The following is a 24,485-nucleotide window of genomic DNA, read 5'->3' on the forward strand; positions in this document are numbered from 1 at the left end:
ATCCGGACGGCAGGGGCGCCTATCATACCGGCAAACCGTTCGCGGCCATATCACGCAATCTGTGGTGGGTATAGCTACAAGCTATAAGCGGCAAGCTTCAAGCTGTAGCTAGCGCCTGTGGCTGCGGGGGTTCCCGCGAGGGGGCGGGCAGGTGTAGCGGCAAACGCATGCAGAGCTTCAAGCCGCGTTTGCCGTTTTCTGCCCACAGGGTTCCGCCCTGGCGCTGAATCGCACTGCGGGCGATGCTCAGGCCCAGGCCGAAACCGCCGTCACCGGGGCGCGAGCCATCGAGCCGGGTGAAGGGGGCAAAGATTCGCTCCAGATCCTCGTTAGCTACGCCACCGCCTTGATCTTCCAGCCACAGGTGCCAATAGCCACCTTCACGCTGCCCGGCCAAGTACACCAGGCCGTTTTCCGGGGAGTGGCGGATGGCGTTGCGCAGCATGTTTTCCAGGGCCTGGGCCAGATAATTCAGATTGCCCTGCACCCAGCAGTCGACTGGCAGCTCGCAGCGCAAACGCTCGGGCGACCAGCCGCTTTCGTAACTGGCATCCTCTGCCAGCAGGTCCCACAGGGCCTGCACCTGGATCGGCTCCAGGTTCATCGGCGCACGCTCGGCATCCTGCCAGGCAAGCTGCAAGGTGTCCTCGACCAACTGCTGCATGCAATCCACCTCGCGCCCCAGCCGCTCGCGCAGGCGCTGCAGGTCGGTTTCACCGTCGCAGGCCACGCGCAAGCGGCTCAACGGTGTGCGCATTTCATGGGACAGATCACGCAGCAACTGCTGTTGCATGGCCACCGTGCCCTGCAGCCGTTCGGCCATCTGGTCGAAGGCACGGGCCAGCTCGCCCAGTTCGTCATGCCGGGCGATGGTGCGCGAATCCAGCCGTGCCGACAGCTGGTCGGCACGCCAGGCATTGGCCTGCTCGCGCAACTGGTTGAGCGGCACGATCAGCATGCGGTACAGGCCGACGCACAGCAGCAAGGTGAACAACCCTGGAATGACACCGTTGGTCAACACCCGCCACAGCACCCGGTACTGGCCAGGGTTGAAACGCTCGGGCAACTCCATCACCAGCATGCCCTGCTCCGGCGCCCCCGGGAACGGTATGCGCAGCCAGGGCTGGTCGGTACTGCGCCGGCTCATGGGCCAGTCGACACCGCGCAGGCGCGTGAGCCGGTGCATGACATCGGGGCCGAGCGTGCCGCTGGCGAGCGGTTGCAGATTGATGTCGAGCACGCCTATCCAGCCACGTTCACGCTGGTGCATGGCCGCAACCCATTGGTCCAGCCCGCTGCGGCCACCGCTGCGCCACGCCTGCTCGGCCTCCCCGGCATAGCTGCGCAGCACCTGGCGGGCAGGCTCATCGAGAAAGGCATTCTGGGTTTCCATATGGCGGCCCCAGGTGTAACTCAGGCCGATCATCAGCAGGCAGAAGCCCACCAGCAGGATGGCCAGTTTCCAGAACAGCGAGTGGCGGTCCAGCATGGCCTACTCCGCTTCGCCGGCACTGAGCACGTAGCCCTTGCCCCACACGGTGCGGATCTGCCGGTCCTGGTAGCCGATGGCCTTGAGCTTGCGGCGGATCTGGCTGACATGCATGTCCAGGCTGCGGTCATGCCGCGAATAACCCCGTTGCAGCACCTGCTGGTAGAGAAAAGGCTTGCTCAGCACCTCGTCGACGTTGCGGTTGAGGATTTCGAACAGGCGATACTCGCTAGGGGTAAGGCCTGCCTGGCGGCCGCCGAAGCTGACATCGCAAAGGGTCTCGTCGAACCACAGCTCGCCACAGGCAACACCCGATGGCGGCTGGTGACGACGCTCGAGGGCGACGCGGCGCAGGATGGCCTCGATGCGCACCTGCAGCTCGACCATGCTGAAAGGCTTGGGCAGGTAGTCGTCGGCACCGCGCTGGAAGCCATTGATACGGTCGGCCTCAGCACCCAACGCCGACATCAAGATAACCGGCGTGGCGCTGCGTCGACGCAACTGGGCCAGGGCGTCCAGGCCGTTGAGCCCAGGCAGCAGGATATCCATCAGGACCACGTCGAAGGCTTGGCGACCAGCGGTTTCCAAACCTTCCAGGCCGTTGCGGCACCAGGTCACCTCAAAGCCGCCTCGCTGCAGTTCTTCGTGCAGATAGGCACCCAACACCGGATCATCCTCGATGGCGAGGATGCTGGAAGCATTAATAGTTACGGGATTCATTGGCAACTGCCACATATTCTCAATTGCGCGATTATTGAGCATGCGTACGCCATAGGCAACCGTCCTGCGATCAACGCCCGCCGGCTGGGTGAAAACAGCCATATAAAGGGTGCATTAGGCAGGCAGGCGGAGTAACTTTCCGCTTTGGTCCGTTACCCCGGTAACGGCGTCCAGGCACATCACAGGAGGCGAGTGTGCTCGATCGTTTGGGAATCAGAAGCCGGGTACTGCTGCTGGCCGTGCTGCCTGCCAGCTTGATGGCTCTGGTGCTGGGCAGCTATTTCACGTGGCTGCAGCAAGACCAGTTGCGCACTCAACTGCTGCAACGCGGCAAGATGATTGCCGAACAACTGGCCCCCCTGGCCGCGCCCGCCATGGCCCGGCAGACGCCTGCGCAGCTGGAGCGGATTGCCGCGCAAACCCTTGAGCAAGCCGACGTCCGTGCAGTGGCCTTCCTCGCCCCGGACCGTTCCCGCCTGGCCCACGCCGGCCCCACCATGATCAACCGGCCACCCAGCGGCGGCACGGGCACTCAACTGTTGGAGCGCAGCGGCAACGATGCCACACGCTACCTGATGCCGGTGTTCGGCCACCACCGCGACCTGGCCACCGAGGCCGTCCCGGCCGAAGCCGAGCGCCTGCTGGGTTGGGTCGAGATCGAGCTGTCGCACGACGGCATGTTGCTGCGCGGCTACCGCAACCTGTTCACCAGCATGCTGCTGATACTCGCTTGCCTGGTGCTCAGCGGCCTGTTGGCGATGCGCATGAGCCGCACCATCAATGACCCGATCGCGCGCATCAAGCATGCAGTCAACCAGCTCAAGGACGGCCACCTCGAAGAACGTCTGCCGGCCATGGGCAGCCACGAGCTGGACGAACTGGCCCGGGGCATCAACCGCATGGCAGAAACCCTGCACAGTGCCCATGAAGAGCTGCAGCACAGTATCGATCAGGCCACCGAGGATGTCCGCCAGAACCTGGAAACCATCGAGATCCAGAACATCGAGCTGGACATGGCGCGCAAGGAGGCCCTGGAGGCGAGCCGCATCAAGTCTGAATTCCTGGCCAACATGAGCCACGAGATCCGCACCCCGCTCAACGGTATCCTCGGCTTCACCCACCTGCTGCAGAAAAGCGAGCTGACCCCGCGCCAGCTGGACTACCTGGGCACCATCGAAAAATCGGCCGACAACCTGTTGGGGATCATCAACGAGATCCTCGACTTTTCCAAGATCGAGGCCGGCAAGCTGGTGCTCGACAGCATTCCGTTCAACCTGCGCGACCTGGTCCAGGACACCCTCACCATCCTGGCGCCCGCCGCCCACGCCAAGCAGCTGGAACTGCTCAGCCTGATCTACCGCGACACCCCGTCATCGCTGGTAGGCGACCCGCTGCGGCTCAAGCAGATCCTCACCAACCTGGTGAGCAATGCCATCAAGTTCACCCGCGAGGGCACCATCGTCGTGCGGGCGATGCTCGAGGACGAGCAGCAAGACAGCGCGCAGCTGCGCATCAGCGTGCAGGACACCGGTATTGGCCTGTCGCCTCAGGATGTGCGCACGTTGTTCCAGGCGTTCAGCCAGGCCGACAATTCGCTGGCCCGCCAGCCGGGCGGCACCGGCCTGGGGCTGGTGATCTCCAAGCGCCTGATCGAGCAGATGGGCGGCGAGATCGGGGTCGACAGCACACCGGGCGAGGGTTCGCAGTTCTGGATCAGCCTGAGCCTGCCCAAGGCTCACGACGACAGCGAGGCGCAGTCGTCGCAGCCGCTGCTGGGGCGGCGCGCGGCGATCGTCGACGGGCATGACCTGGCACGCCAGGCCCTGGAGCACCAGTTGCAGGATTGCGGCCTGAGCGTCAGCCTGTTCGCGTCCTATGAGCAATTGCTGCAGGGTGTACAGGCTGGCTTGCAGGCTGGGATGCCCTTCGATTTCGCGGTGCTGGGTGCCAACCTGGGCAATCTCACGCCCGAACAGCTGGGCCAGTACCACCAGCAACTGGAGCGCTACCACTGCCATTGCGTGGTACTTTGCCCGACTACCGAGCAAGCGCTGTACCACCCTCACCTGCCTAACGGCCACGGCCAACTGCTGTCCAAACCGACCTGCACGCGCAAGCTGCGCCGCCTGCTGCTGGAGCTGCTGCAACCGCGCCGCACGCGGGGCGAACCGGCCCCGCCAACGCGCGGCCAGCGCCAGCCGAAAATCCTCTGCGTCGACGACAATGCGGCCAACCTCCTGCTGGTACAGACCCTGCTGGAAGATCTCGGCGCCGATGTGCTGGCGCTCGACAACGGCCATGCTGCGGTGCAGGCGGTGCAGAGCGAACACTTCGACCTGGTGCTGATGGACGTGCAGATGCCAGGCATGGATGGCCGTGCCTGCACCGAGCAGATCCGCTTGTGGGAAAACACCCAGAGCGGCAGCCCGCTGCCGATCGTCGCCCTTACCGCTCACGCCATGGCCAACGAGAAACGTGCACTGCTGCACAGCGGCATGGACGACTACCTGACCAAACCGATCAGCGAGCGCCAGCTGGCCCAGGTGGTGATGAAATGGACCGGCCTGAGCCTGGGTGTCGGGCCACTGGAGCGCCTGGACGAACAGCAGGCCGAGGGCCAGGATCTACCGGTGCTCGACCCTGAGGAAGGCTTGCGCCTGGCGGCAGGCAAGCCGGATCTGGCGGCAGACATGCTGACCATGCTGCTGGCATCGCTGGCATCGGACCGTGAAGCCATTCGTGCTGCACGGGAGGGCGACGATCACGGCGCACTGATCGAGCAGGTGCATCGGCTCAACGGTGCCTCGCGCTATTGCGGTGTGCCACAGCTGCGTGCAGCCTGCCAGCGCAGCGAGACCTTGCTTAAACAGGAGCATCCGCAAGCCCAGCAGGCGCTCGACGAGCTGGATGGCGCAATTGTCCGGCTGGCGGAGCAGGCACGCCAGAACGCCTGACCTTCAGGGCCTCATCGCCGGCAAGCCGGCTCCCACAGGGTTCAGCAGCGCTGCGAATTGGGAGCCGGCAAGCCTCGATGAGGCCGGTGCAGATCAACTTCCCTGCACGCCCGGGTGGCTACAATCCCCCAACCACGATAAAGGAAGCCCGACCATGCGCGCCCTGTTGTTCAGCAGCCAGCACTATGACCAGGAAAGCTTCACGCGGGCCACTTGCGATAGCGCTCTGGAGCTGCACTTCCAGCCCGCCCGCCTGACCCTCGACACCGCAGCCCTGGCTCAAGGTTTCGAGGTGGTCTGCGCGTTCATCAACGATGAGCTCGACGCGCAGGTACTGCAACGCCTGGCCGCTGGCGGGACGCGCCTGATCGCCCTGCGCTCGGCCGGCTACAACCATGTGGACCTGGCCGCCGCCCAAGCCCTGGGCCTGGCAGTGGTGCGCGTGCCCGCGTATTCACCGCATGCCGTGGCCGAACATGCCGTGGCGCTGATCCTGGCGCTCAACCGGCGCCTGCACCGGGCCTACAACCGTACCCGCGAAGGTGACTTCACCCTGCATGGCCTGACCGGCTTCGACCTGCACGGCAAGACCGTCGGCGTGGTCGGTACCGGCCAGATCGGCGCCGCCTTCGCCCGGATCATGGCAGGCTTCGGTTGCCAGCTGCTGGCTTACGACCCCTACCCCAACCCTGAGCTGCTGGCGCTGGGTGCGCGTTATGTGGAGCTGCCCGAACTGCTGCGTGAGGCGCGGATCATCAGCCTGCATTGCCCGCTCACCGAGCACACCCGGCACTTGATCAACCCGCAAAGCCTGGCCCAGTTGCAGCCCGGCGCCATGCTGATCAACACCGGTCGTGGTGCGCTGGTCGACACTCCGGCACTGATCGACGCCTTGAAAAGCGGACAGCTCGGGTACCTGGGGCTGGATGTGTATGAAGAAGAAGCCCAGCTGTTCTTCGAGGACCGTTCCGACCTGCCGTTGCAGGATGATGTGCTGGCGCGGCTGCTGACGTTTCCCAACGTGATCGTCACTGCGCACCAGGCGTTCCTGACCCGCGAAGCGCTGGACGCCATTGCCGCGACCACGCTGGACAACATCAACCGCTGGGCGGCGGGTAATGCGCAGAATCTGGTCACAGGTTGATGCTAGGATACGCGGCATTTCTGGAGGACCCATGGTCGAGCACGATTTCCGCTACACCCTTTTCAACCCGCAACACACCTTGATCGAGTGCCGCGCCCTGGTACCGGGCCGCTACCAGGTGACCGGCAACGGTGGCTCGATGCACAAGGGCGACACCCTGCTGGTCACCCTCAAGGGCAGCAAGGATTTGTCCATGCGCCTGACCGTCGAGAGCGTGCGCCACCTGATCAACCCGCGTGGCCAGTGGGTGGCCGTGGCCAGCGGCCCGCTGTTCAACGAGCTGGAAATCCTTAACTGGCAGGCTGAATGCGACAGCTGCGATGCCGTGCTGGACTTCGAGTTCGCCGTGGACGCAAAGCTTGGCAAGAAAGCCCGCCAGCCGGCTGCTACTGCGCGCATCGCCGAGCTGGGCTGGGCCAGCCGTGGCGACAAGCACGTGTGCCCGCGTTGCCAGGAGAGCGCCGAGTGAAGAATCTGCTGACCGGCGCCCTGATTGCCACCGGCCTGCTCGGCTGCGCCGCCGAACCCTCGAAGCTGCAACTGGAACGCAGCTATGTGCTGGAGTGGATCGGCGAGCGGCCGCTGATCGACTACAGCCACCTGACACTGACGCTGGCCAGCGATGGCCGGGCCTATGGCAATGCGGGCTGCAACCATTGGTTTGCACCGTACACGCTGGACGGTGAGCACCTGAGCTTCGGTAAGGTCGGCAAAACCCGCAAGCTGTGCGCGCCGGCGTTGATGGAGCAGGAAAAGCGCTTCCTGCAGGCGCTGGAGACGGTGCAGCGCTGGGATGTATCGCCCATCGAGCAGATGCGCTTCTGGCCGGCCGAGGGCAAGCCGCTGCGGTTCTGGCCTGAGGAGGGCTAGCTTCAAGCCGCAAGCTGCAAGAAAAGGCGGATCGGTGCACGGCCAGCTTTTTCTTGTAGCTTGCAGCTTGCAGCTTTCAAGCCCCCTTGAGCGCCTTGATCTTGGCTTGCAGCCCTTCCAGGGTCTGCTCACCCAGCAGCTGCTCGCGCACCTTGCCCTTGTCATCGATGATGTAGGTCACCGGCAACGCTTCGCTGCGTGGCAGGTCATAGCGCTCGGCCGGATCTTGCGCCAGCACGGTAAAGCCGATGCCCAAGGTATCGGCCGCCTGCTTCAGCTCCTGCCCCTGCAGGCCATCGAAGTTCACCCCCACCACCTTGATACCGTCGGCCGCCCACTGCTTGGCCGCAGTGTTCAGTTCAGGCACCTCGGTACGGCAAGGGCCGCACCATTCAGCCCAATAGTTGAGCACCAGCCAGTGCCCGTCGATCTGCTCGGCCTTCACCGTGTTGCCGTGCTGGTCCACGCCGTAGTCGGCACCGCAGCCACCTAGCAAAAGGCCTGCAGTAATGGCCAATGCTGCTGCCAAACGCCTTGCCATGGGTCAATCCTTCTCGAAGTTTCAAGCGAATGGGTCAGTTCCTGCGGTTAGAATAGCCGCCACACCCAGCTGGATGCGACCCGACATGACTGACTTGACGCTCTATCATAACCCGCGCTGCTCGAAATCCCGCGGCGCACTGGAACTGCTCGAACAGCGCGGCCTGGCACCGACCATCGTGCGCTACCTCGAAACCCCGCCCGACGCTGCCACCCTCAAGGCTCTGCTCGGCAAGCTGGGCATCGGCCCGCGCCAACTGCTGCGCACCGGTGAAGACGAGTACAAGGCACTCGAGCTGGCCAACCCGGCCTTGAGCGATGCGCAACTGATCGACGCCATGGCGCAGCACCCTAAGCTCATCGAGCGCCCGATCCTGGTTGCCGGTGACAAGGCGGTGATTGGCCGGCCACCTGAGAAAGTGCTGGAGATCCTGCCGTGAGCGCGCCCTATATCCTGGTGCTGTATTACAGCCGCCATGGCTCGACCAGCGAAATGGCCCGGCATATCGCCCGCGGCATCGAGCTGGCCGGCATGGAAGCGCGCCTGCGCACGGTGCCGGCGATTTCCACCGAGTGCGAAGCCGTGGCGCCGGACATTCCGGCCAGCGGCGCGCTGTACGCCACCCTGGACGACTTGCGCCACTGCGCAGGCCTGGTGCTGGGCAGCCCGACCCGCTTCGGCAACATGGCCGCACCGCTCAAGTACTTCCTCGATGGCACCAGCAGTTTGTGGCTGGGTGGTGAACTGGTCGGCAAGCCGGCTGGCGTGTTCACCTCCACCGCCAGCCTGCACGGTGGCCAGGAAACCACCCTGCTGTCGATGATGCTGCCGCTGATGCACCACGGCATGCTGGTGATGGGCCTGCCCTACAGCGAATCGGCGCTGCTTGAAACCCGCGGCGGCGGCACGCCTTACGGCGCCAGCCACCATGCCGGCGCAGACGGCAAGCGCGAGCTGGATCAACACGAGATCACCCTGTGCCGCGCCTTGGGCCAGCGCCTGGCAACCACGGCCAAGGCCCTGGAGGCCTCGCGTGGCTAAGAAGCCGAAGGTGTTGCCACAACTGGAGTGGCTGGCACCGCGCCTGCGCCTCACACGTGCCCTGAGCCTGGCGTTCTTTTTTGGCCTGATCGCATTGCTGGTGGTGAACAACCTGTGGTTCGCCAACCTGCACGGGGCGCGGGTCGAAGTGATCCTGGCGATCGAGCTTGTGCCACTGCTGTTGCTGCTGCCAGGCATGTTGCTGGGCAGCGCCCGGGCGCATGCCTGGACCTGCTTTGTGGTGAATATCTATTTCATCAAAGGGGTGCTGGCAGCGTTCGACCCGGCGCGGGCAGTGTTCGGCTGGGTTGAGGTGCTGCTGAGCCTTGGGCTGTTCGTCAGCGGGCTGCTGTTCGTGCGCTGGAAGTTCCAGCATGAACGGCGCATGGCGGGCGAAGGGCTTTGATTCCGGGGGCTGCTGTTGCAGCCCCGGGCTTTTCAATGGTTGACGGTATGCGCCAGCATCACCGACAACTGGCACAGCGGCCGCCCGCTCTCGGCATGCCACTGGTTGAACGCCTGCTGTACCAGCGCCAGGTCGCGCTGGCTGGTCGGCTGCTTGTCGATCACCTTCTGTGCAATCAGCGCAGCGGCCATATCATCGGTGGGGATGAACGTGTCCTTGCCGACCATGCGCAAAAAACGTGGTGCAGATAGCCCGCCCAGCTGGTTGCCATGCTTGGCCAGGTATTTCCACAACCCGACGATATCGGTCACCGGCCAATCGGCGATGAACGCACCAAAGCTGCCCTTCTCCTTCGCCACATCCAGGATCATCTGCGCATTGCGCGGCACGCTCTTGAGCTTGCCCAGGTGGCGGATGATGCGCTCGTCCTGCATCAACCGCTCCAGGTGCTCTGCGCCCATCAGTACGACCTTCTCCGGGTCGAAGCCGAAGAACACCTGCTCGAACGCCGGCCATTTGGCATCTACCAGGCTGTGCTTGAGCCCGGCGCGGAACACGCGCAAGGCCAGGGTCGACAGGTAGCGGTCGTTGCGGATGTCGCGCAGCTGCGCCGGCGTGCGCGGCTGCGGCAGGAAGGCCTCCAGGGCCTGGGCCGAGCCGAAGCGGTTCAGGCAGTACTCATGCAACCACTGGTAATCGCGCATGGGCTCAGATGTTCAGTACATCGAGAAAACGCGGGGTGGCGCTTTCGTCGATCTTGAGGCTGGTGAAGTCGAACAGGTTGCGGTCGGCCAACTGCGACGGGGCAACGTTCTGCAGGGCGCGGAAGATGCTCTCGGTACGGCCTGGGTGCTTGCGCTCCCACTCCACCAGCATGTCCTTGACCACCTGGCGCTGCAGGTTCTCCTGCGAACCGCACAGGTTGCACGGGATGATCGGGAATTCCTTCATGTCCGAGTAGGCCTGGATGTCCTTCTCGTTGCAGTACGCCAGCGGGCGGATCACCACGTTACGGCCGTCGTCGGCACGCAACTTGGGCGGCATGCCCTTGAGCGAGCCGTTGAAGAACATGTTGAGGAAGAAGGTCTCGACGATATCGTCGCGATGGTGCCCAAGGGCCATCTTGGTCGCGCCGATTTCGTCAGCGAAGGTGTACAGGGTGCCACGGCGCAGGCGCGAGCACAGCGAGCAGGTGGTCTTGCCCTCGGGCACCAGCTCCTTGACCACCGAGTAGGTGTCCTTCTCGACGATGTGGTACTCGACGCCCAGCTCTTTCAAGTAGGCCGGCAGCACATGCTCGGGGAAGCCCGGCTGCTTCTGGTCCATGTTCACCGCGACGATCTCGAACTTGATCGGTGCCACCTTCTGCAGGTGCAACAGAACGTCGAGCATGGTGTAGCTGTCCTTGCCGCCGGACAGGCAGACCATGACCTTGTCGCCATCCTCGATCATGTTGTAGTCGGTGATGGCTTCGCCGGCGAGACGACGCAGGCGTTTTTGCAGTTTGTTCTGGTTGACCGAGAGGGTGCCCATAGCGCTTGGATCCGCGAGGTGTGACAAAAGCCGACTATTTTACGCACAAACCACGCGCACCTGTAGGGATTCCGATAAAGACTTCAAGGGAATCAGCAGCCCGCCTTACAGCGCAATTTGCTCTAAAAAGCACAGTTTGTGCAGGTAACGGCTTCCTATACTGCGACATAAGGCCACATTACCGCTTGCATCGGTGCCCTGGCCTCGGGCCGCTTGCGCTCCATCTGGGGGGCGATTGGCAACAACGAGAGGAGTGACCGGCATGATTCATCACGTTGTGGGGCTGTTTACCCACCCTGACCAGGAATGGCGGGAGATACGCGGGGAAGACGAAAGCATCAGCCACATGTACCTGACGCACACGCTGATCCTGGCGGCGATACCCGCCGTTTCGGCGTTCATTGGCACTACCCAGGTCGGCTGGGTGATCGGCGACCGGCCAGCGGTAATGTTGACGATGGAAAGCGCACTATGGATGAGCATCATGTCCTACCTGGCGATGCTCGCCGGGGTCGCGGTAATGGGCGCTTTCATTCACTGGATGGCACGCACCTACGACGCCAACCCGTCCATGGCGCAATGCATCGCCTTTGCCACCTACACCGCCACCCCGCTGTTCCTCGGCGGCCTGGCAGCGCTTTACCCGCACCTGTGGCTGGGCATGCTGGTGGGGACTGCGGCCATTTGCTACACCGTTTACCTGCTGTACGTCGGTTTGCCGACATTCATGAACATACCGACCGATGAAGGCTTCCTGTTCTCCAGCTCGGTGCTGGCAGTGGGCCTGGTGGTATTGGTAGCGATCATGGCTGCGACCGTGATCATCTGGGGACTGGGCGTGGGGCCCGTCTATACCAACTAGCTTGGAAAACACCTAGATCCAACACTGGGGCATCAAACCGGAGGCCGCCGCAAGGCGGCTTTTGGCTGTGTGCTGACCGGTGGGCTCGGCAGCCTGCCGGTGCTTGCGGCATAATGCCCGGTCAGGAGAATTACCCCGCCATGCCCGAGCTGCTCAAACAACGCGTCGAAACCTGTTACCAGCAAGCCGAAACCTTTTTCAAGCGCCCCTTCCCGCGCCCGGAAGTCAGCTTCAAGCTGCGCGGGCAGAAGGCGGGCGTCGCCCACCTGCACGAGAACCTGCTGCGCTTCAACCTGCAGCTGTACCGCGAAAACCAGGAAGACTTCCTGCGCCAGACCGTGGCCCATGAAGTGGCGCACCTGGTGGCTCACCAACTGTTCGGGGACCGCATCCAGGCCCATGGCGAAGAGTGGCAGTTGATCATGCGCGGGGTGTATGAACTGCCGCCCAATCGCTGCCACAACTATGAAGTGCAGCGGCGGGTCGCGACCCGGTACATCTATCGCTGCCCATGCCCACAGGGTGAGTTTGCGTTTACCGCGCAGCGGCACAAGCTGGTGAGGCAGGGGCGCCGGTATCTGTGCAAGCGGTGCAGGGAGACGCTGGTGTACAGCGGTGAGACTCGGGTCGAATGACAGCCAGCGCACTGATAGACCAAGCACAAAAAAGGCGACCCGAAGGTCGCCTTTTGCTTTACTGCAGCAGGCTCAACGAGCCACGCCTTCAGCCACGCCCAGGTCGTCGGTCGGGCGGGTGTCAGCCAGCGGCGCACCACCGGAGGCCAGCTCCGACGCCAGCTTGTCGTTGTCCATCTCCTTGACCCACTTGGCCACCACCACGGTAGCAACGGCGTTGCCCACCAGGTTGGTCAGGGCGCGGGCTTCGGACATGAAGCGGTCGATACCCAGGATCAGCGCCAGGCCGGCAACCGGCAGGTGGCCGACAGCCGACAGGGTGGCGGCGAGGACGATGAAGCCCGAACCGGTAACGCCGGCAGCACCTTTGGAAGCCACCAGCAACACCAGCAGCAGGGTGATCTGGTGGGTGATGTCCATGGTGGTGTCGGTGGCCTGGGCGATGAACACCGCGGCCATGGTCAGGTAGATCGAGGTACCGTCCAGGTTGAACGAGTAACCGGTCGGGATCACCAGGCCAACCACCGACTTCTTGGCACCCAGGCGCTCCATCTTGGCCAGCATGCGTGGCAGCGCAGATTCCGAGGACGAGGTACCCAGTACGATCAGCAGCTCTTCACGGATGTAGCGGATCAGCTTGAGCACGCTGAAGCCGTGGGCGCGGCAGATACCGCCCAGCACCACCAGCACGAACAGCAGGCAGGTGATATAGAAGCAGGCCATCAGGTAGCCCAGCTGTACCAGCGAGCCAACGCCGTACTGGCCGATGGTGAAGGCCATCGCACCGAAGGCACCGACGGGGGCCAGCTTCATGATCATGTTGATGATGTTGAACATGACATGGGCAAAGCGATCGATCAGGTCCAGCAATGGCTTGCCGTAGCTGCCCAGGCGATGCAGGGCGAAGCCGAAGACCACCGAGAACATCAGTACCTGCAGGATGTCGCCATTGGCGAAGGCACCTACCACAGTATTGGGGATGATGTTGAGCAGGAAGCCGATGGTGGTCTGCTGCGCACCGGCGGCGGCGTAAGCGGCCACGCTGCTGGCGTTCAGGGTGCTGACGTCGATGTGCATGCCAGCGCCCGGCTTGACCACGTTGACGACGACAAGGCCGATGATCAGGGCGATGGTGGAAACGATTTCGAAGTACAGAAGCGCGTAGCCGCCGGTCTTGCCGACCGACTTCATGCTCTGCATGCCGGCAATGCCGCTGACCACGGTACAGAAGATGATGGGCGCGATGACCATCTTGATCAGTTTGACGAAACCATCACCCAAGGGTTTGAGGGCGACGCCGGTTTCTGGATAGAAGTGGCCGAGCAGGATGCCGATGGTGATGGCAACGATCACCTGGACATACAGGGACTTGTACAGCGGCTGACGTGTCGTCATGGCTAATTTTTCCTCAAGTGTGCCGGCTTCACCCTTCCCAGGATGTCGGGGCACCTGAATCGCTAACCCTCCTGCACCCGGAGGGATTTGTCGTTGTGTTCGAGCTGCCTGGGCAGGCCTCTGCCAAGTCAGATAGCAAGGGCGATGCCAAAACGCCCATGAAGGGTGCAAAGGCCGTATTTGCTGGAGGAAAATGCCCAACGACAGGGCGAATTGCCTGAGAAAGGATGGCGGATTTCCGCCCGATGGCGGGATTTGTACAGGCACCTTGGCGGGAATCCGCCCTGCTTGTTGCGAGCGATGAGGCAGCGGCTGCCTGAACATCAATCAAGGTAAAAGGTGATCCGGAATGCCGCCCCGCCCAGCGGCGAATCACCCAGGCTCAGTTCAGCGTCATAGCTGTCGACGATATCTTTGACCACCGCAAGGCCAATCCCCTGCCCCGGATGCTGGCGGTCCAGGCGCTCGCCCCGTTCGAGAATCCGCTCACGCTGATCCGCCGGCACACCCGGCCCGTCATCTTCGATGCACAACGTCTGCCGCCCGGGCGCTTCCTGCAAGCTCACCCGCACCAGCCCCAGGCTCAGCCGGAAGGCGTTTTCCAAGAGGTTGCCCAACAACTCGAGCAGCGCGCTCTGCTCCATCGGCACTTGTGCCTGCGCCGGCACCTCAAGCAGCACTTCGACGCGCTTGTCGCGGTACACCTTGGCCAGGGTGCTGCACAGGCTGTCCAGCACCGCAAGCAACTGTACGCTGTGGCGCACCAGGCCGCTCTTGCGCAGGCTGGCGCGCTGCAACTGGTAGTCGATCTGCTGGCTCATGCGCTCAATCTGGCTCTGCAGTACCCGCGCCTGCTCGCGCTCGGTGACGCGCTGCTGCATGCTCTCCCCCACGCCTTGCAGCACCGCCAACGGCGTCTTGAGGCTGTGTGCCAGGTCACCCAGCGAGTCACGGTAACGCTGGCGCTGTTCCCGCTCGCTGCGCAGCAGGCGGTTGAGCGAGCCGGTCAGGCGTAACAGCTCACGCGGGTGCTCGGCACTCAACCCATCGCGCGCACCGGCCTCCACCTCGTCCAGCTCGCGGCTCAGCCGGCGCAACGAACGCAGGCCCCAGGTCAGGCCGGCCCAGAGCAATGCCAGCAACGCCAGCAGGGCCGCACCAAAACCTAAGTAGAGCTTTTCTCGCAGGCCATCGAGGGTTTGCTGGTACTCGCGCACCGGCTGCAGGGCAACGATGCTGTAGGCGGCGCTCTGGCCACCCAACAGCTTGATTTCGACGTCATATACGAAGAATTCCTCGCCGTCATCCTGGTGCATGCGGGCGAATTCATTGCCGCGCCCATCGTAGCGCGGCTGGTAGTTGATGTGCTGGTCGGCGGTGGCCCGCGAGCGCCAGACCAGCTTACCTTCGCGGTCGAAGATGTAACCGAGCAAACCGGTATAAGGCAGGTTGTAACGCTCGTCCGGCAGCAGTGCGGGCATCTGCAACTGGCCATGCTCGATGCGCGCCGAAGAAATCAGCGAGGTCACGTCCGAAGCCAGGCGCTGTTCGATCGATTCCTGCAAGGCCAGGCTGAAGGCCTTCTGCAGGGCGGGCAGCAGCGCCAGCATGAACAGCACTGCCAGCACCGCTGCCGCGAGCATCAAGCGCACCCGCAGCGAACGAATCATCGGCAGCGCTCGGTGAACAGGTAGCCGAGCCCACGCACAGTGTCGATCGGCTTGAACCCGCGCTCACCTTCGAGCTTGCGACGCAGACGGCCGACCAGCACCTCGATGACGTTGGGGTCACGCTCCTCATCGCCTGGATACAGCTGTTCCATCAGGCGCTCCTTGGCCACCACCTGCTGGTGATGACGCATCAGATACTCAAGGATGCGGTACTCGTAGGCGGTCAGCGCCAGCGGCTGCTCATCGAGGGTCGCCTGCTTGCGGTTGAGGTCCAGCACCAAAGGGCCTGCGGCGATGGTCGACTGGGTGAAGCCGCTGGAGCGGCGCAGCAGGGCATTGAGGCGTGCCTCAAGCTCTTCGAACTGGAAGGGCTTGACCAGGTAATCGTCGGCACCGGCGGCCAGGCCTTCGACCTTGTCCTGCCAGTTGCCGCGGGCGGTGAGAATCAGGATGGGAAAGGTCTTGGCCTGGGTACGCAGGCGGCCGATCAGCTCCAGGCCGCTCATGCCGGGCAGGCCGAGGTCGATCACGGCCAGGTCGAAGTGGAATTGTTCGGCCTGGTACAATGCTTCTTCGGCGTCAGCCACAGCCTGGACCACATGGCCGCTTTCGCCCAGGCGTGTATAGAGGTGGTGCCTTAACAGGGCTTCGTCCTCTACCACCAGCAGTTTCATGTCACGCTCCTTTCAATTATTGCCTGGGCCGGCCTCATCGCCGGCAAGCCGGCTCCTACAGGAAGCTCCACACGCCTGAAAGCAGTGGAGAACCCGGGGGAGCCGGCTTGCCGGCGACGAGGCCAGTAAAGGATAACTCGACTCGCGGATCAGAACTTGTAGTTCGCCGACAGGTAAGTCTGAGCACTGCTGGTCAGGCGCAGGGTACCCTCTTTCGGCCCGCCGCTCGCTCCCACCTCGGTCGCTGCGTTGGTGCGCAGATAACGGTAACCCAGCTCAACCGAAGCCCGGTCGGTGATCTCCTGGATGACGCCGGCCTGCAGGCCGACCGCGTAGCCATAGTCGGTATCACGGCTGGCCCCTGGCGAGTCCTGGGTCAGCTTGGTCATGCCCAGGCTGCCACCACCGAACAGTTTGGTGGTATCGCCTACCGGCAGGAACAGGTCGTAGCTGCCCAGCAGGTTCTCTTGGCGCAGCTTCAGGCCGCTGTGGTCGCCCGAGACATTGTCGTAGGTCATGTAGTAGCGACCTTGGTCGTTGATCTTGCCCAGGCGCACGCCCCAGGTGTCATCCTTGCCGATGATGCCGTCGGCGTTCAGGTGGTCGGTGTTGCGTTGCAGCAGCCCGGACTTGCGGACCTTGTCGCTGGTCTGGCCATAGGTGAGGCTGGCGAAGTTGTCGTCGCCAGCCTGGGCGGTGGTGATGCCAGCGGCACAGACGGCCATGGCGGCAAGCAGGGTATTGAAGGTTTTCATGGCGTTGTACTCCAGTTGAATGCGCTGTTTCGGTCTGGAAGCTAGAGTAAGCAGAACGCCCTGAACCGCGGCTGAACCCTGGCTGAACCTGGGCTGAACGATACGTTTGCAAAACAAGGAGTAGTGAACATGCGTGCCCTGCTGGCTTTGACCCTGATGTGCAGCGCCGCTCTTGCCCAGGCGGCAGTAGTGACCCGCGAGATCCCCTACCAGGACGACGATGGCAACCGCCTGGTCGGCTACTACGCCTATGACGATGCGCTGGAGGGCAAACGCCCGGGCATCGTCGTGGTGCATGAATGGTGGGGGCTGAACGACTACGCCAAGCGCCGTGCCCGTGACCTGGCGGCACTGGGCTACAAAGCGCTGGCCATCGACATGTACGGCGACGGCAAGCACACCGAGCACCCCCAGGATGCCCAGGCATTCATGGCCCAAGCGCTGAAGGACCCGGCAGCGGCGGCCGCGCGCTTCGACGCGGGCCTTGAACTGCTGAAAAAGCAGCCGAACGTCAACAAGCACAAACTGGGCGCCGTAGGTTACTGCTTCGGCGGCAAGGTGGTACTGGACGCGGCACGGCGCGGCGAGAAGCTGGACGGTGTGGTGAGCTTCCATGGCGCGCTGGCCACCCAGACGCCGGCCAAGCCTGGTGTGGTAAGGGCCGATATCCTGGTGGAGCACGGTGCGGCGGACAGCATGGTCACTGATGAGCAGGTCGCCGCGTTCAAGGCCGAAATGGATGCGGCCAAGGTCAATTATCAGTTCGTCAGCATTGCCGGCGCCAAGCATGGCTTCACCAACCCGGATGCCGACCGTTTGAACCACGGCGCCCATGGCGGGCCGGATATTGGCTACAACAAGGCCGCGGACGAGCGTTCGTGGGCGGACATGCAGGCGTTCTTCAAGAAAGCGTTCGAATGAAGATTGCCGGGGCCGCTTCGCGGCCCATCTCCCACACAGCCACATCGGCTGGCACAATACCGCCATGAACAGATTGCCTTCCTGCTGCGCCCCGCTCCAGCACCACTGGCCCCTGCCCCGCCCGTTGCCTGGCGCGGTGCTGGTCAGTTGCGCCTTCGACCCCGGCCGCCTGGCCGCCGATGACTTCCAGCGTGCCGGTATCGAACCCAGCCCCAGCCTGCAACGCTCGGTGGCCAAGCGCCAGGCCGAGTATCTGGCCGGCCGGGTGTGCGCGCGCGCCGCGCTGCAACGCCTGGATGGCCGCGACCATGTGCCCGGCACCCATGAGGACCGCTCACCGATCTGGCCCGCTGGCATTCACGGTTCGATCACCCACGGCAAAGGCTGGGCTGCGGCCGTGGTTGCCGCGCAAGACAGCTGCCGCGGCCTGGGGCTGGACCAGGAAGCATTGCTGGACGACGAGCGTGCCGAACGGCTGATGGGCGAAATCCTCACCCAGGCAGAGCTCGAGCGCCTGGACCGCAGCCAGCTGGGGCTGGCGGTTACCCTGACTTTTTCGCTCAAGGAAAGCCTGTTCAAGACCCTCTACCCACTGACCCGCCAGCGCTTCTACTTCGAGCACGCCGAGGTGCTGCAGTGGTCACCTGAAGGCCTGGCACGCCTGCGCCTGCTCATCGACCTGTCGCCAGAATGGCGCCATGGCGTCGAGCTGGAAGGCCAGTTCTGCCTGCAGGACGGCCATCTGCTCAGCCTGGTCAGCGTCTAAGCCTTACAGCGGCGCCTGCTCGCGTGGCCAGTTGAGGCTGAAGCAGGCACCGCCCAGCGCTTCACTGCGCCCTACCGTGGCCCGGCCGGCGTGCCAGTAGATGATCCGCCGCACGATCGACAGGCCCAGGCCATGCCCTCCCGAAGCCCGGGTACGGCTGTCGTCGAGCCGGGTGAAAGGCGTGAAGATACGGTCCCAGTAACCTTCGGGGATGCCCGGCCCGTCATCTTCCACTTCGATGCGGCAGCGCTGCTGGCCCAACTGATAGCTCAACCGTACTTCAGCCCGGGCATGGCGCAGGGCATTGCTGACCAGGTTCTGCAGCGCCCGATGCAGATAGCGCGGCTCGGCCTCGACCCAGGCGTCTTCGCCATCCTGAAGCTGACAGGCACCACGCACCAGCCTGACGCCGGCATTGAGCGGGGCCAGCTCGTCGATCACCCGGTCAAGCAAGGCATCCAGGTCGACGCGCTGGAACTTCAGGGCCGGCGCGCCCTGCTCCAGGCGGGCGTAGGTCAGCATCTCGTCGACCAGCCTGTCCAGGTCCTGGATATCGCCGTCCATGCCCGCCAGGTGCTTGGCCCGGGCCTGTTCGGTCGGCGCGCTTTCAATCATTTCCAGGCCAAAGCGCAAACGCGCCACCGGCGTGCGCAACTCATGGGACACCGCCCGCACCAGCTCGCGCTGCATGTTCAACGAACGCTGCAGGTGTTCGGCCATGCCGTTGAACGCCGCCGCCAGGCGCCCCACCGAATCGGCATCGCCGGCGGGCACACGGGTTTCCAGGCTGCCCTGGGCGATGCGCGTGGCGGCCATTTCCAGGCCCGACACCCGCCGTTCCAGCTGGCGCACCAGCAGATAGACCACCAGGCCAATCAGGCACAGGCCGAGGAACGCGATCAACACCAGCAATTGCGGCGGATAGGGGTTGAGCTGATACAGCGGGCCAATCTCCAGCACCCAGGGCGAACCCGGCAAGCCTGCGAACACGCGGATCGAATCGCCATCCTTGCCCAGCGCCATGACCGTGTCGCCCTCCTCTACCCGGCGCCGCTGGTCATCGTCCAGGCCGACCCGCTCCAGGCGCTGCAGGGCGATACCAAAACCGAACCCCTTGCTCTGCCTGATCTGTGCCAGGCGCTGTTGCTGTTCGGTGACCGGGAAGCGCACCAGTTCATCGGCGAGCAGATAGAGCGTGGCCCGCGCCAGCTGCTCGCTGACCTGCTTGACCTCGGCCACCAGCAGCAGGTCTTCCTGGCCCACCTTGCGCAGCACCTGGGCGGCGTGCGGGCCGGTTTTCTGCACCACCACCAGGGCGCGATTGAGCCGCGCGCGCTGGCCGCCATCAAGGGTGCGCGCCGACAGGGGTTGCAAGTCCAGCGGCACGCCCAGCAAGCGCTCCCACATCAACAACGAGCGTTTGCGTTCGGTTTCATTCTGCTGGGCCAGGTTGTCAGCCATCAGGCTGAAGGTGCCCTGGGCCAGGCGCTCGCGGTGCTGGGCGGCGCGCACCTCGTTGACCAGGTGCAGGCTGAGCACACCAAGCAGGGCCACCAGCACCAGCACCGCGAGCATGCCGCCATAAATGCGCAGGAAGATCGAGTTGTTCATGGTGCATCGCCGACGAACAGGTAGCCCTTGCTGCGCAGGGTCTTGATAAGACGGGGGTGGATCGGGTCGTCGCCGATCTTGGGGCGGATCTTGGAAATGCGCACGTCGATGGAGCGGTCCTGGCCGTCGTAACCGACACCGCGCAAGGCGGTGAAGATCTGCTCACGCGACAGTACTCGCCCGGCATTGCTGGCCAGCAGCCAGAGCAGGTCGAACTCGGCACCGGTAAGTTCGATCAGCTGTTCGCCAAGGCGGGCTTCGCGCAGGCGGTTGTCAATGCGCAGGTCACCAAAGGCCAGCTCCTGGGTTTTGCCTTGTGCCGGCTCGCTGCGCCGCAGCAGGGCCTGGATGCGTGCCAACAGCAGGCGTGGGCGCACCGGCTTGCACACGTAATCGTCAGCACCAAGGTCCAGGCCCTGGACCTGGTCGAGCTCGTCGCTGCGGGCGGTGAGCATGAGGATGGGGCCTGCGTACTGGCCACGTACGCGGCGGCAGATGCTCAGGCCGTCTTCACCGGGCAGCATCAGGTCGAGGATGACCATGTCTGGCTGGCTGTCGACGATACGCCGGGCGGCGCGCGCACCATCGCCCTCCACTGCCACCTCGAAACCGTTGGCCTGCAGGTATTCAGCCGTGAGCTCGGCGAGGCGCTGGTCGTCTTCGACGATCAGGATGCGGGGTACGGGTTGGTCCATGGCGTTTGCCTTGATTGTTGTTTTTGCGTTGCCTGTTCCGGCCCCATCGCCGGCATTGCCACTTTAACCAAAAGGCAACATCGCCTGCCGATACTACGTCCCGCACCCGGCACTGCCAACCTCAGCGGAAACACCCCTGGACTGAACCGTTTTTTGTGCTAGGGTTCGCGCCCTGAAAAATCTGCACCGGGGCAACGAGCCGCAGAAAAATACTGCAAACCACTTGGTACAAGGCCTACAGCGAATACCCACTATTCACTCACAAAGTACGCACAACTTATCCACAGGCGCTCGCCTTGCAAAGCCCCCGATACCGCATTATCTTGTATCCCCAGCGCAGCGAACCACTAGATGTTGGGTTTCACACACCAACGCCAAGCATGAGTCAGCAGACAAATTCAAGCGATTTTTCTGCCTGAACTTATTGTGGTTTCAACAACCAAACCGCTCCAGCGGAGATGGAGAGCAACAGCTTTTGGGCTAGCCCCATAGCCTTTGACTTCGGCCAGGGAGCGGCATGTTCTTTGCCCCTTATTCCTGAGTCTGTCCCGAAGTCGGTACGCCCGAGCGGGCGGATGCGCGCGCATGACGCATCCCCGCCAGGGCCGTCGAACAAGTGGACAGAACGGTGGGCGCCCAAAAGGCGCCTGAACATATAGAAACTGTGGAGACACCCACCCATGCAAACCGACACAACTCGCGAGAACCCGCAGGCTTTGGCGCCGCAGGCCGCCGATTCCAACCAGGATCTGGCCGCGACCGCTCCGGGCCAGCTGCGCGTGATCAAGCGCAACGGCACTGTCGTCCCTTACACCGACGACAAGATCACCGTGGCCATCACCAAGGCGTTCCTCGCAGTTGAAGGCGGCACCGCCGCTGCCTCGTCGCGCATCCACGACACCGTCGCGCGCCTGACCGAGCAGGTCACCGCCACGTTCAAGCGTCGCATGCCATCGGGTGGCACCATCCACATCGAAGAAATCCAGGACCAGGTCGAACTGGCCCTGATGCGTGCCGGCGAGCAGAAAGTCGCCCGTGACTACGTGATCTACCGCGACCAGCGTGCCAAAGAGCGCGCTACCCGCGCCAACACCGACGCCGCGGTCGAGCCGCACCCAAGCATCCGCATCACCCTGGCCGACGGCAGCCTGGCGCCGCTGGACATGGCGCGCCTGAACACCATCATCAGCGAAGCCTGCGAAGGCCTGGCCGAAGTCGATGGCGACCTGATCCAGCGCGAAACCCTGAAGAACCTGTACGACGGCGTGGCCATCAAGGACGTCAACACCGCCCTGGTGATGACCGCCCGTACCCTGGTAGAGCGCGAGCCGAACTACTCGTTCGTCACCGCCCGCCTGCTGATGGACACCCTGCGTGCCGAAGGCCTGGGCTTCCTGAACGTTGCCGACAGCGCCACCCACCACGAGATGGCCGACCTGTACGCCAAGGCACTGCCGGCCTACATCGCCAAGGGTGTCGAGTTCGAGCTGCTGAACCCGGCCCTGGCCGCCTTCGACCTGGAAAAACTGGGCAAGGCGATCAACCACGAGCGCGACCAGCAGTTCACCTACCTGGGCCTGCAGACCCTGTACGACCGCTACTTCATCCACAAGGATGGCGTACGCTTCGAGCTGCCGCAGGTGTTCTTCATGCGTGTGGCCATGGGCCTGGCGCTGGAAGAGAAAGACAAGGAAGCCCGTGCGATCGAGTTCTACAACCTGTTGTCGTCCTTCGACTACATGGCCTCGACCCCGACCCTGTTCAACGCCGGTACCCTGCGCCCGCAGCTGTCGAGCTGCTACCTGACCACCGTGCCGGACGACCTGTCGGGCATCTACCACGCGATCCACGACAACGCCATGCTGTCGAAATTCGCCGGTGGCCTGGGCAACGACTGGACTCCTGTGCGTGCACTGGGCTCCTACATCAAAGGCACCAACGGCAAATCCCAGGGCGTCGTACCCTTCCTGAAAGTGGTCAACGACACCGCCGTCGCCGTGAACCAGGGTGGCAAGCGCAAAGGCGCTGTGTGCGCCTACCTGGAAACCTGGCACCTGGACATCGAAGAATTCATCGAGCTGCGCAAGAACACCGGTGATGACCGTCGTCGTACCCACGACATGAACACCGCCAACTGGATCCCTGACCTGTTCATGAAGCGCGTCTTCGATGACGGCAAGTGGACCCTGTTCTCGCCATCGGAAGTGCCAGACCTGCACGACCTGACCGGCAAGGCCTTCGAAGAGCGCTACGAGTACTACGAAGCCCTGACCGAGTACAACAAGATCAAGGTGTTCAAGACCATCCAGGCCAAAGACCTGTGGCGCAAGATGCTGTCGATGCTGTTCGAGACCGGCCACCCATGGCTGACCTTCAAGGACCCGTGCAACCTGCGCTCGCCGCAGCAGCACGTGGGCGTGGTGCACAGCTCGAACCTGTGCACCGAGATCACCCTGAACACCAACAAGGACGAGATCGCGGTCTGCAACCTGGGCTCGATCAACCTGCCGAACCACATTGTCGACGGCAAGCTGGACACCGCCAAGCTGCAACGCACCGTGAACACCGCCGTGCGCATGCTCGACAACGTGATCGACATCAACTACTACTCGGTGCCGCAAGCGCGTAACTCGAACTTCAAGCACCGCCCGGTCGGCCTGGGCATCATGGGCTTCCAGGACGCGCTGTACCTGCAGCACATCCCGTACGGCTCCGACGCTGCTGTGGAGTTCGCCGACAAGTCGATGGAAGCGGTCAGCTACTTCGCGATCCAGGCGTCCTGCGACCTGGCCGATGAGCGCGGCGCGTACGAGACCTTCCAGGGTTCGCTGTGGTCCAAAGGCATCCTGCCGCTGGATTCGCAACAGATCCTGATCGAGGCCCGTGGCCAGAAGTACATCGACGTCAACCTGGAAGAAACCCTGGACTGGGCGCCGGTACGTGCCCGCGTACAGAAAGGCATCCGTAACTCGAACATCATGGCCATCGCGCCGACCGCGACCATCGCCAACATTACCGGCGTGTCGCAGTCCATCGAGCCGACCTACCAGAACCTGTACGTGAAATCGAACCTGTCGGGCGAGTTCACCGTGATCAACCCGTACCTGGTGCGCGACCTGAAAGCCCGCGGCCTGTGGGACTCGGTCATGATCAACGACCTGAAGTACTACGACGGTTCGGTGCAGCAGATCGAGCGAATTCCGCAGGAGCTCAAAGACCTGTACGCCACCGCGTTCGAAGTCGAGACCAAGTGGATCGTCGATGCCGCCTCCCGTCGTCAGAAGTGGATCGACCAGGCGCAGTCGCTGAACCTGTACATCGCCGGCGCTTCGGGCAAGAAGCTGGACGTGACCTACCGCATGGCCTGGTACCGTGGCCTGAAAACCACCTACTACCTCCGTGCCCTGGCCGCGACCAGCACCGAGAAGTCGACCATCAACACCGGCAAGCTCAACGCCGTGTCCAGCGGCGGCGACAGCGCCCCGGCCCAGGCCGCAGGCCCGGCGCCAGTGCCGAAGGCTTGCGCGATCGACGAGCCGGACTGCGAAGCCTGCCAGTAAGGCCTGCTGATGCCGCAAGGGGTGCCCCAACGGGTGCTCCTGGCGGCATTTTCTTATCTGCGCAAGCGCAGCTTTTGCAGGAGCGGCCTTGTGTCGCGAAGGGGCTGCAAAGCAGTCCCGGAATCCTTGTGAAAATAGTGGATTCCAGGGGCCGCCTTGCGGCCCTTTCGCGACACAAGGCCGCTCCTACAAAAACCGCGCCAACCCAACATGATGTATCGATAAAATAAAAAACCACAACAT

Annotated in this window: 23 protein-coding genes; 12 read left to right on the plus strand and 11 right to left on the minus strand. The window is 63.5% G+C overall.

Annotation, left to right across the window (positions count from 1 at the left end):
* Positions 1-97: 97 nt before the first annotated feature.
* Positions 98-1,489 carry a cell wall metabolism sensor histidine kinase WalK gene (locus EGJ09_RS24295; protein WP_125924968.1) on the minus strand — a complete coding sequence of 464 codons (1,392 nt, stop codon included), beginning with the start codon at positions 1,487-1,489 and terminating at the stop codon, positions 98-100.
* Positions 1,490-1,492: 3 nt separating this feature from the next.
* Complete coding sequence (locus tag EGJ09_RS24300) at positions 1,493-2,209, minus strand: response regulator transcription factor (RefSeq protein WP_125924969.1); 717 nt, start codon at positions 2,207-2,209, stop codon at positions 1,493-1,495.
* Positions 2,210-2,403: 194 nt separating this feature from the next.
* On the opposite strand from EGJ09_RS24300, the gene EGJ09_RS24305 reads away from it, so the two are divergent.
* The 4 genes from EGJ09_RS24305 to EGJ09_RS24320 all read left to right on the plus strand — a co-directional run bounded on the left by EGJ09_RS24305 (position 2,404) and on the right by EGJ09_RS24320 (position 7,177).
* Positions 2,404-5,163 carry a response regulator gene (locus EGJ09_RS24305; RefSeq protein WP_115272983.1) on the plus strand — a complete coding sequence of 920 codons (2,760 nt, stop codon included), beginning with the start codon at positions 2,404-2,406 and terminating at the stop codon, positions 5,161-5,163.
* 154 nt (positions 5,164-5,317) lie between these two features.
* Entirely contained in the window at positions 5,318-6,307 is a 990-nt protein-coding gene (locus tag EGJ09_RS24310; protein WP_046787456.1) for a 2-hydroxyacid dehydrogenase, read from the plus strand.
* A gap of 31 nt (positions 6,308-6,338) precedes the next feature.
* Complete coding sequence (locus tag EGJ09_RS24315) at positions 6,339-6,776, plus strand: hypothetical protein (RefSeq protein ID WP_039602107.1); 438 nt, start codon at positions 6,339-6,341, stop codon at positions 6,774-6,776.
* On the plus strand, positions 6,773-7,177 hold the full coding sequence (locus EGJ09_RS24320) for an META domain-containing protein (protein ID WP_046787457.1): 405 nt from the start codon (positions 6,773-6,775) through the stop codon (positions 7,175-7,177). Before EGJ09_RS24315 ends, EGJ09_RS24320 begins: the two co-directional genes overlap by 4 nt.
* A gap of 76 nt (positions 7,178-7,253) precedes the next feature.
* Here the strand turns inward: EGJ09_RS24320 and EGJ09_RS24325 are convergent, their stop codons facing one another.
* A complete protein-coding gene (locus EGJ09_RS24325) occupies positions 7,254-7,718 on the minus strand; it encodes a TlpA disulfide reductase family protein (RefSeq protein ID WP_046787458.1) in 465 nt (154 codons plus the stop codon).
* A gap of 85 nt (positions 7,719-7,803) precedes the next feature.
* On the opposite strand from EGJ09_RS24325, the gene arsC reads away from it, so the two are divergent.
* Genes arsC through EGJ09_RS24340 form a run of 3 tightly spaced genes read left to right on the plus strand, consistent with a single transcriptional unit; the run spans position 7,804 to position 9,165 of the window.
* Positions 7,804-8,157, plus strand: a complete 354-nt coding sequence (arsC, locus tag EGJ09_RS24330; protein ID WP_115272986.1) for an arsenate reductase (glutaredoxin) — start codon at positions 7,804-7,806, stop codon at positions 8,155-8,157.
* Positions 8,154-8,759: an NAD(P)H:quinone oxidoreductase gene (gene wrbA, locus EGJ09_RS24335; RefSeq protein ID WP_012313121.1), complete on the plus strand. Its 606-nt coding sequence runs from the start codon at positions 8,154-8,156 to the stop codon at positions 8,757-8,759. The genes arsC and wrbA overlap by 4 nt, the downstream gene beginning before the upstream one ends.
* Complete coding sequence (locus tag EGJ09_RS24340; RefSeq protein ID WP_046787461.1) at positions 8,752-9,165, plus strand: DUF2069 domain-containing protein; 414 nt, start codon at positions 8,752-8,754, stop codon at positions 9,163-9,165. Before wrbA ends, EGJ09_RS24340 begins: the two co-directional genes overlap by 8 nt.
* Positions 9,166-9,197: 32 nt before the next feature.
* Here EGJ09_RS24340 and EGJ09_RS24345 read toward each other — a convergent pair whose 3' ends face one another.
* Both EGJ09_RS24345 and ttcA read right to left on the minus strand, forming a co-directional pair.
* Positions 9,198-9,869 (minus strand): DNA-3-methyladenine glycosylase I, encoded by a 672-nt coding sequence (locus tag EGJ09_RS24345; RefSeq protein WP_125924970.1) that lies wholly within the window; start codon positions 9,867-9,869, stop codon positions 9,198-9,200.
* Positions 9,870-9,873: 4 nt separating this feature from the next.
* Positions 9,874-10,698: a tRNA 2-thiocytidine(32) synthetase TtcA gene (ttcA, locus tag EGJ09_RS24350; protein WP_046787463.1), complete on the minus strand. Its 825-nt coding sequence runs from the start codon at positions 10,696-10,698 to the stop codon at positions 9,874-9,876.
* 262 nt (positions 10,699-10,960) lie between these two features.
* On the opposite strand from ttcA, the gene EGJ09_RS24355 reads away from it, so the two are divergent.
* Both EGJ09_RS24355 and EGJ09_RS24360 read left to right on the plus strand, forming a co-directional pair.
* The gene (locus EGJ09_RS24355; protein ID WP_012313117.1) at positions 10,961-11,560 is read left to right on the plus strand and encodes a Yip1 family protein; all 600 of its coding nucleotides are present in this window, start codon (positions 10,961-10,963) and stop codon (positions 11,558-11,560) included.
* A 140-nt stretch (positions 11,561-11,700) separates the two neighbouring features.
* Positions 11,701-12,195, plus strand: a complete 495-nt coding sequence (locus tag EGJ09_RS24360) for a SprT family zinc-dependent metalloprotease (protein WP_012313116.1) — start codon at positions 11,701-11,703, stop codon at positions 12,193-12,195.
* Between the two features lie 72 nt (positions 12,196-12,267).
* On the opposite strand, the gene EGJ09_RS24365 is transcribed toward EGJ09_RS24360, so the two are convergent.
* The 4 genes from EGJ09_RS24365 to EGJ09_RS24380 form a co-directional block, all read right to left on the minus strand.
* A complete protein-coding gene (locus EGJ09_RS24365) occupies positions 12,268-13,590 on the minus strand; it encodes a dicarboxylate/amino acid:cation symporter (RefSeq protein ID WP_046787465.1) in 1,323 nt (440 codons plus the stop codon).
* Positions 13,591-13,913: 323 nt separating this feature from the next.
* Complete coding sequence (locus tag EGJ09_RS24370; RefSeq protein WP_115272989.1) at positions 13,914-15,260, minus strand: ATP-binding protein; 1,347 nt, start codon at positions 15,258-15,260, stop codon at positions 13,914-13,916.
* Positions 15,257-15,934 (minus strand): response regulator, encoded by a 678-nt coding sequence (locus EGJ09_RS24375; protein WP_046787467.1) that lies wholly within the window; start codon positions 15,932-15,934, stop codon positions 15,257-15,259. Before EGJ09_RS24375 ends, EGJ09_RS24370 begins: the two co-directional genes overlap by 4 nt.
* Before the next feature lie 149 nt (positions 15,935-16,083).
* Positions 16,084-16,689 (minus strand): outer membrane beta-barrel protein, encoded by a 606-nt coding sequence (locus tag EGJ09_RS24380; RefSeq protein WP_046787468.1) that lies wholly within the window; start codon positions 16,687-16,689, stop codon positions 16,084-16,086.
* Between the two features lie 129 nt (positions 16,690-16,818).
* Between EGJ09_RS24380 and EGJ09_RS24385 the strand changes: the two genes are divergently transcribed.
* Positions 16,819-17,610: a dienelactone hydrolase family protein gene (locus EGJ09_RS24385; protein ID WP_125924971.1), complete on the plus strand. Its 792-nt coding sequence runs from the start codon at positions 16,819-16,821 to the stop codon at positions 17,608-17,610.
* 64 nt (positions 17,611-17,674) lie between these two features.
* Positions 17,675-18,376 carry a 4'-phosphopantetheinyl transferase gene (locus EGJ09_RS24390; protein WP_119688394.1) on the plus strand — a complete coding sequence of 234 codons (702 nt, stop codon included), beginning with the start codon at positions 17,675-17,677 and terminating at the stop codon, positions 18,374-18,376.
* Between the two features lie 3 nt (positions 18,377-18,379).
* On the opposite strand, the gene EGJ09_RS24395 is transcribed toward EGJ09_RS24390, so the two are convergent.
* Both EGJ09_RS24395 and EGJ09_RS24400 read right to left on the minus strand, forming a co-directional pair.
* The gene (locus EGJ09_RS24395; protein ID WP_046787471.1) at positions 18,380-19,987 is read right to left on the minus strand and encodes an ATP-binding protein; all 1,608 of its coding nucleotides are present in this window, start codon (positions 19,985-19,987) and stop codon (positions 18,380-18,382) included.
* Positions 19,984-20,682: a response regulator transcription factor gene (locus EGJ09_RS24400; protein WP_039604244.1), complete on the minus strand. Its 699-nt coding sequence runs from the start codon at positions 20,680-20,682 to the stop codon at positions 19,984-19,986. The genes EGJ09_RS24395 and EGJ09_RS24400 overlap by 4 nt, the downstream gene beginning before the upstream one ends.
* Positions 20,683-21,362: 680 nt before the next feature.
* Here EGJ09_RS24400 and EGJ09_RS24405 point away from each other — a divergent pair.
* Complete coding sequence (locus EGJ09_RS24405; RefSeq protein ID WP_046787472.1) at positions 21,363-24,242, plus strand: ribonucleoside-diphosphate reductase subunit alpha; 2,880 nt, start codon at positions 21,363-21,365, stop codon at positions 24,240-24,242.
* The last annotated feature ends 243 nt before the right edge of the window (positions 24,243-24,485 follow it).

This window comes from Pseudomonas sp. p106 (genome assembly GCF_003936645.1).
Classification (GTDB): domain Bacteria; phylum Pseudomonadota; class Gammaproteobacteria; order Pseudomonadales; family Pseudomonadaceae; genus Aquipseudomonas; species Aquipseudomonas putida_E.

What these genes read in the sequence shown, in the direction of transcription:
- EGJ09_RS24295 (WP_125924968.1), bottom strand. Translation starts at nt 1,489, where the DNA reads ATGCTGGACCGCCACTCGCTGTTCTGGAAACTGGCCATCCTGCTGGTG.
- EGJ09_RS24300 (WP_125924969.1), bottom strand. Translation starts at nt 2,209, where the DNA reads ATGAATCCCGTAACTATTAATGCTTCCAGCATCCTCGCCATCGAGGAT.
- EGJ09_RS24310 (WP_046787456.1), top strand. Translation starts at nt 5,318, where the DNA reads ATGCGCGCCCTGTTGTTCAGCAGCCAGCACTATGACCAGGAAAGCTTC.
- EGJ09_RS24315 (WP_039602107.1), top strand. Translation starts at nt 6,339, where the DNA reads ATGGTCGAGCACGATTTCCGCTACACCCTTTTCAACCCGCAACACACC.
- EGJ09_RS24325 (WP_046787458.1), bottom strand. Translation starts at nt 7,718, where the DNA reads ATGGCAAGGCGTTTGGCAGCAGCATTGGCCATTACTGCAGGCCTTTTG.
- arsC (WP_115272986.1), top strand. Translation starts at nt 7,804, where the DNA reads ATGACTGACTTGACGCTCTATCATAACCCGCGCTGCTCGAAATCCCGC.
- EGJ09_RS24345 (WP_125924970.1), bottom strand. Translation starts at nt 9,869, where the DNA reads ATGCGCGATTACCAGTGGTTGCATGAGTACTGCCTGAACCGCTTCGGC.
- ttcA (WP_046787463.1), bottom strand. Translation starts at nt 10,698, where the DNA reads ATGGGCACCCTCTCGGTCAACCAGAACAAACTGCAAAAACGCCTGCGT.
- EGJ09_RS24355 (WP_012313117.1), top strand. Translation starts at nt 10,961, where the DNA reads ATGATTCATCACGTTGTGGGGCTGTTTACCCACCCTGACCAGGAATGG.
- EGJ09_RS24360 (WP_012313116.1), top strand. Translation starts at nt 11,701, where the DNA reads ATGCCCGAGCTGCTCAAACAACGCGTCGAAACCTGTTACCAGCAAGCC.
- EGJ09_RS24365 (WP_046787465.1), bottom strand. Translation starts at nt 13,590, where the DNA reads ATGACGACACGTCAGCCGCTGTACAAGTCCCTGTATGTCCAGGTGATC.
- EGJ09_RS24370 (WP_115272989.1), bottom strand. Translation starts at nt 15,260, where the DNA reads ATGATTCGTTCGCTGCGGGTGCGCTTGATGCTCGCGGCAGCGGTGCTG.
- EGJ09_RS24375 (WP_046787467.1), bottom strand. Translation starts at nt 15,934, where the DNA reads ATGAAACTGCTGGTGGTAGAGGACGAAGCCCTGTTAAGGCACCACCTC.
- EGJ09_RS24380 (WP_046787468.1), bottom strand. Translation starts at nt 16,689, where the DNA reads ATGAAAACCTTCAATACCCTGCTTGCCGCCATGGCCGTCTGTGCCGCT.
- EGJ09_RS24385 (WP_125924971.1), top strand. Translation starts at nt 16,819, where the DNA reads ATGCGTGCCCTGCTGGCTTTGACCCTGATGTGCAGCGCCGCTCTTGCC.
- EGJ09_RS24390 (WP_119688394.1), top strand. Translation starts at nt 17,675, where the DNA reads ATGAACAGATTGCCTTCCTGCTGCGCCCCGCTCCAGCACCACTGGCCC.
- EGJ09_RS24395 (WP_046787471.1), bottom strand. Translation starts at nt 19,987, where the DNA reads ATGAACAACTCGATCTTCCTGCGCATTTATGGCGGCATGCTCGCGGTG.
- EGJ09_RS24400 (WP_039604244.1), bottom strand. Translation starts at nt 20,682, where the DNA reads ATGGACCAACCCGTACCCCGCATCCTGATCGTCGAAGACGACCAGCGC.
- EGJ09_RS24405 (WP_046787472.1), top strand. Translation starts at nt 21,363, where the DNA reads ATGCAAACCGACACAACTCGCGAGAACCCGCAGGCTTTGGCGCCGCAG.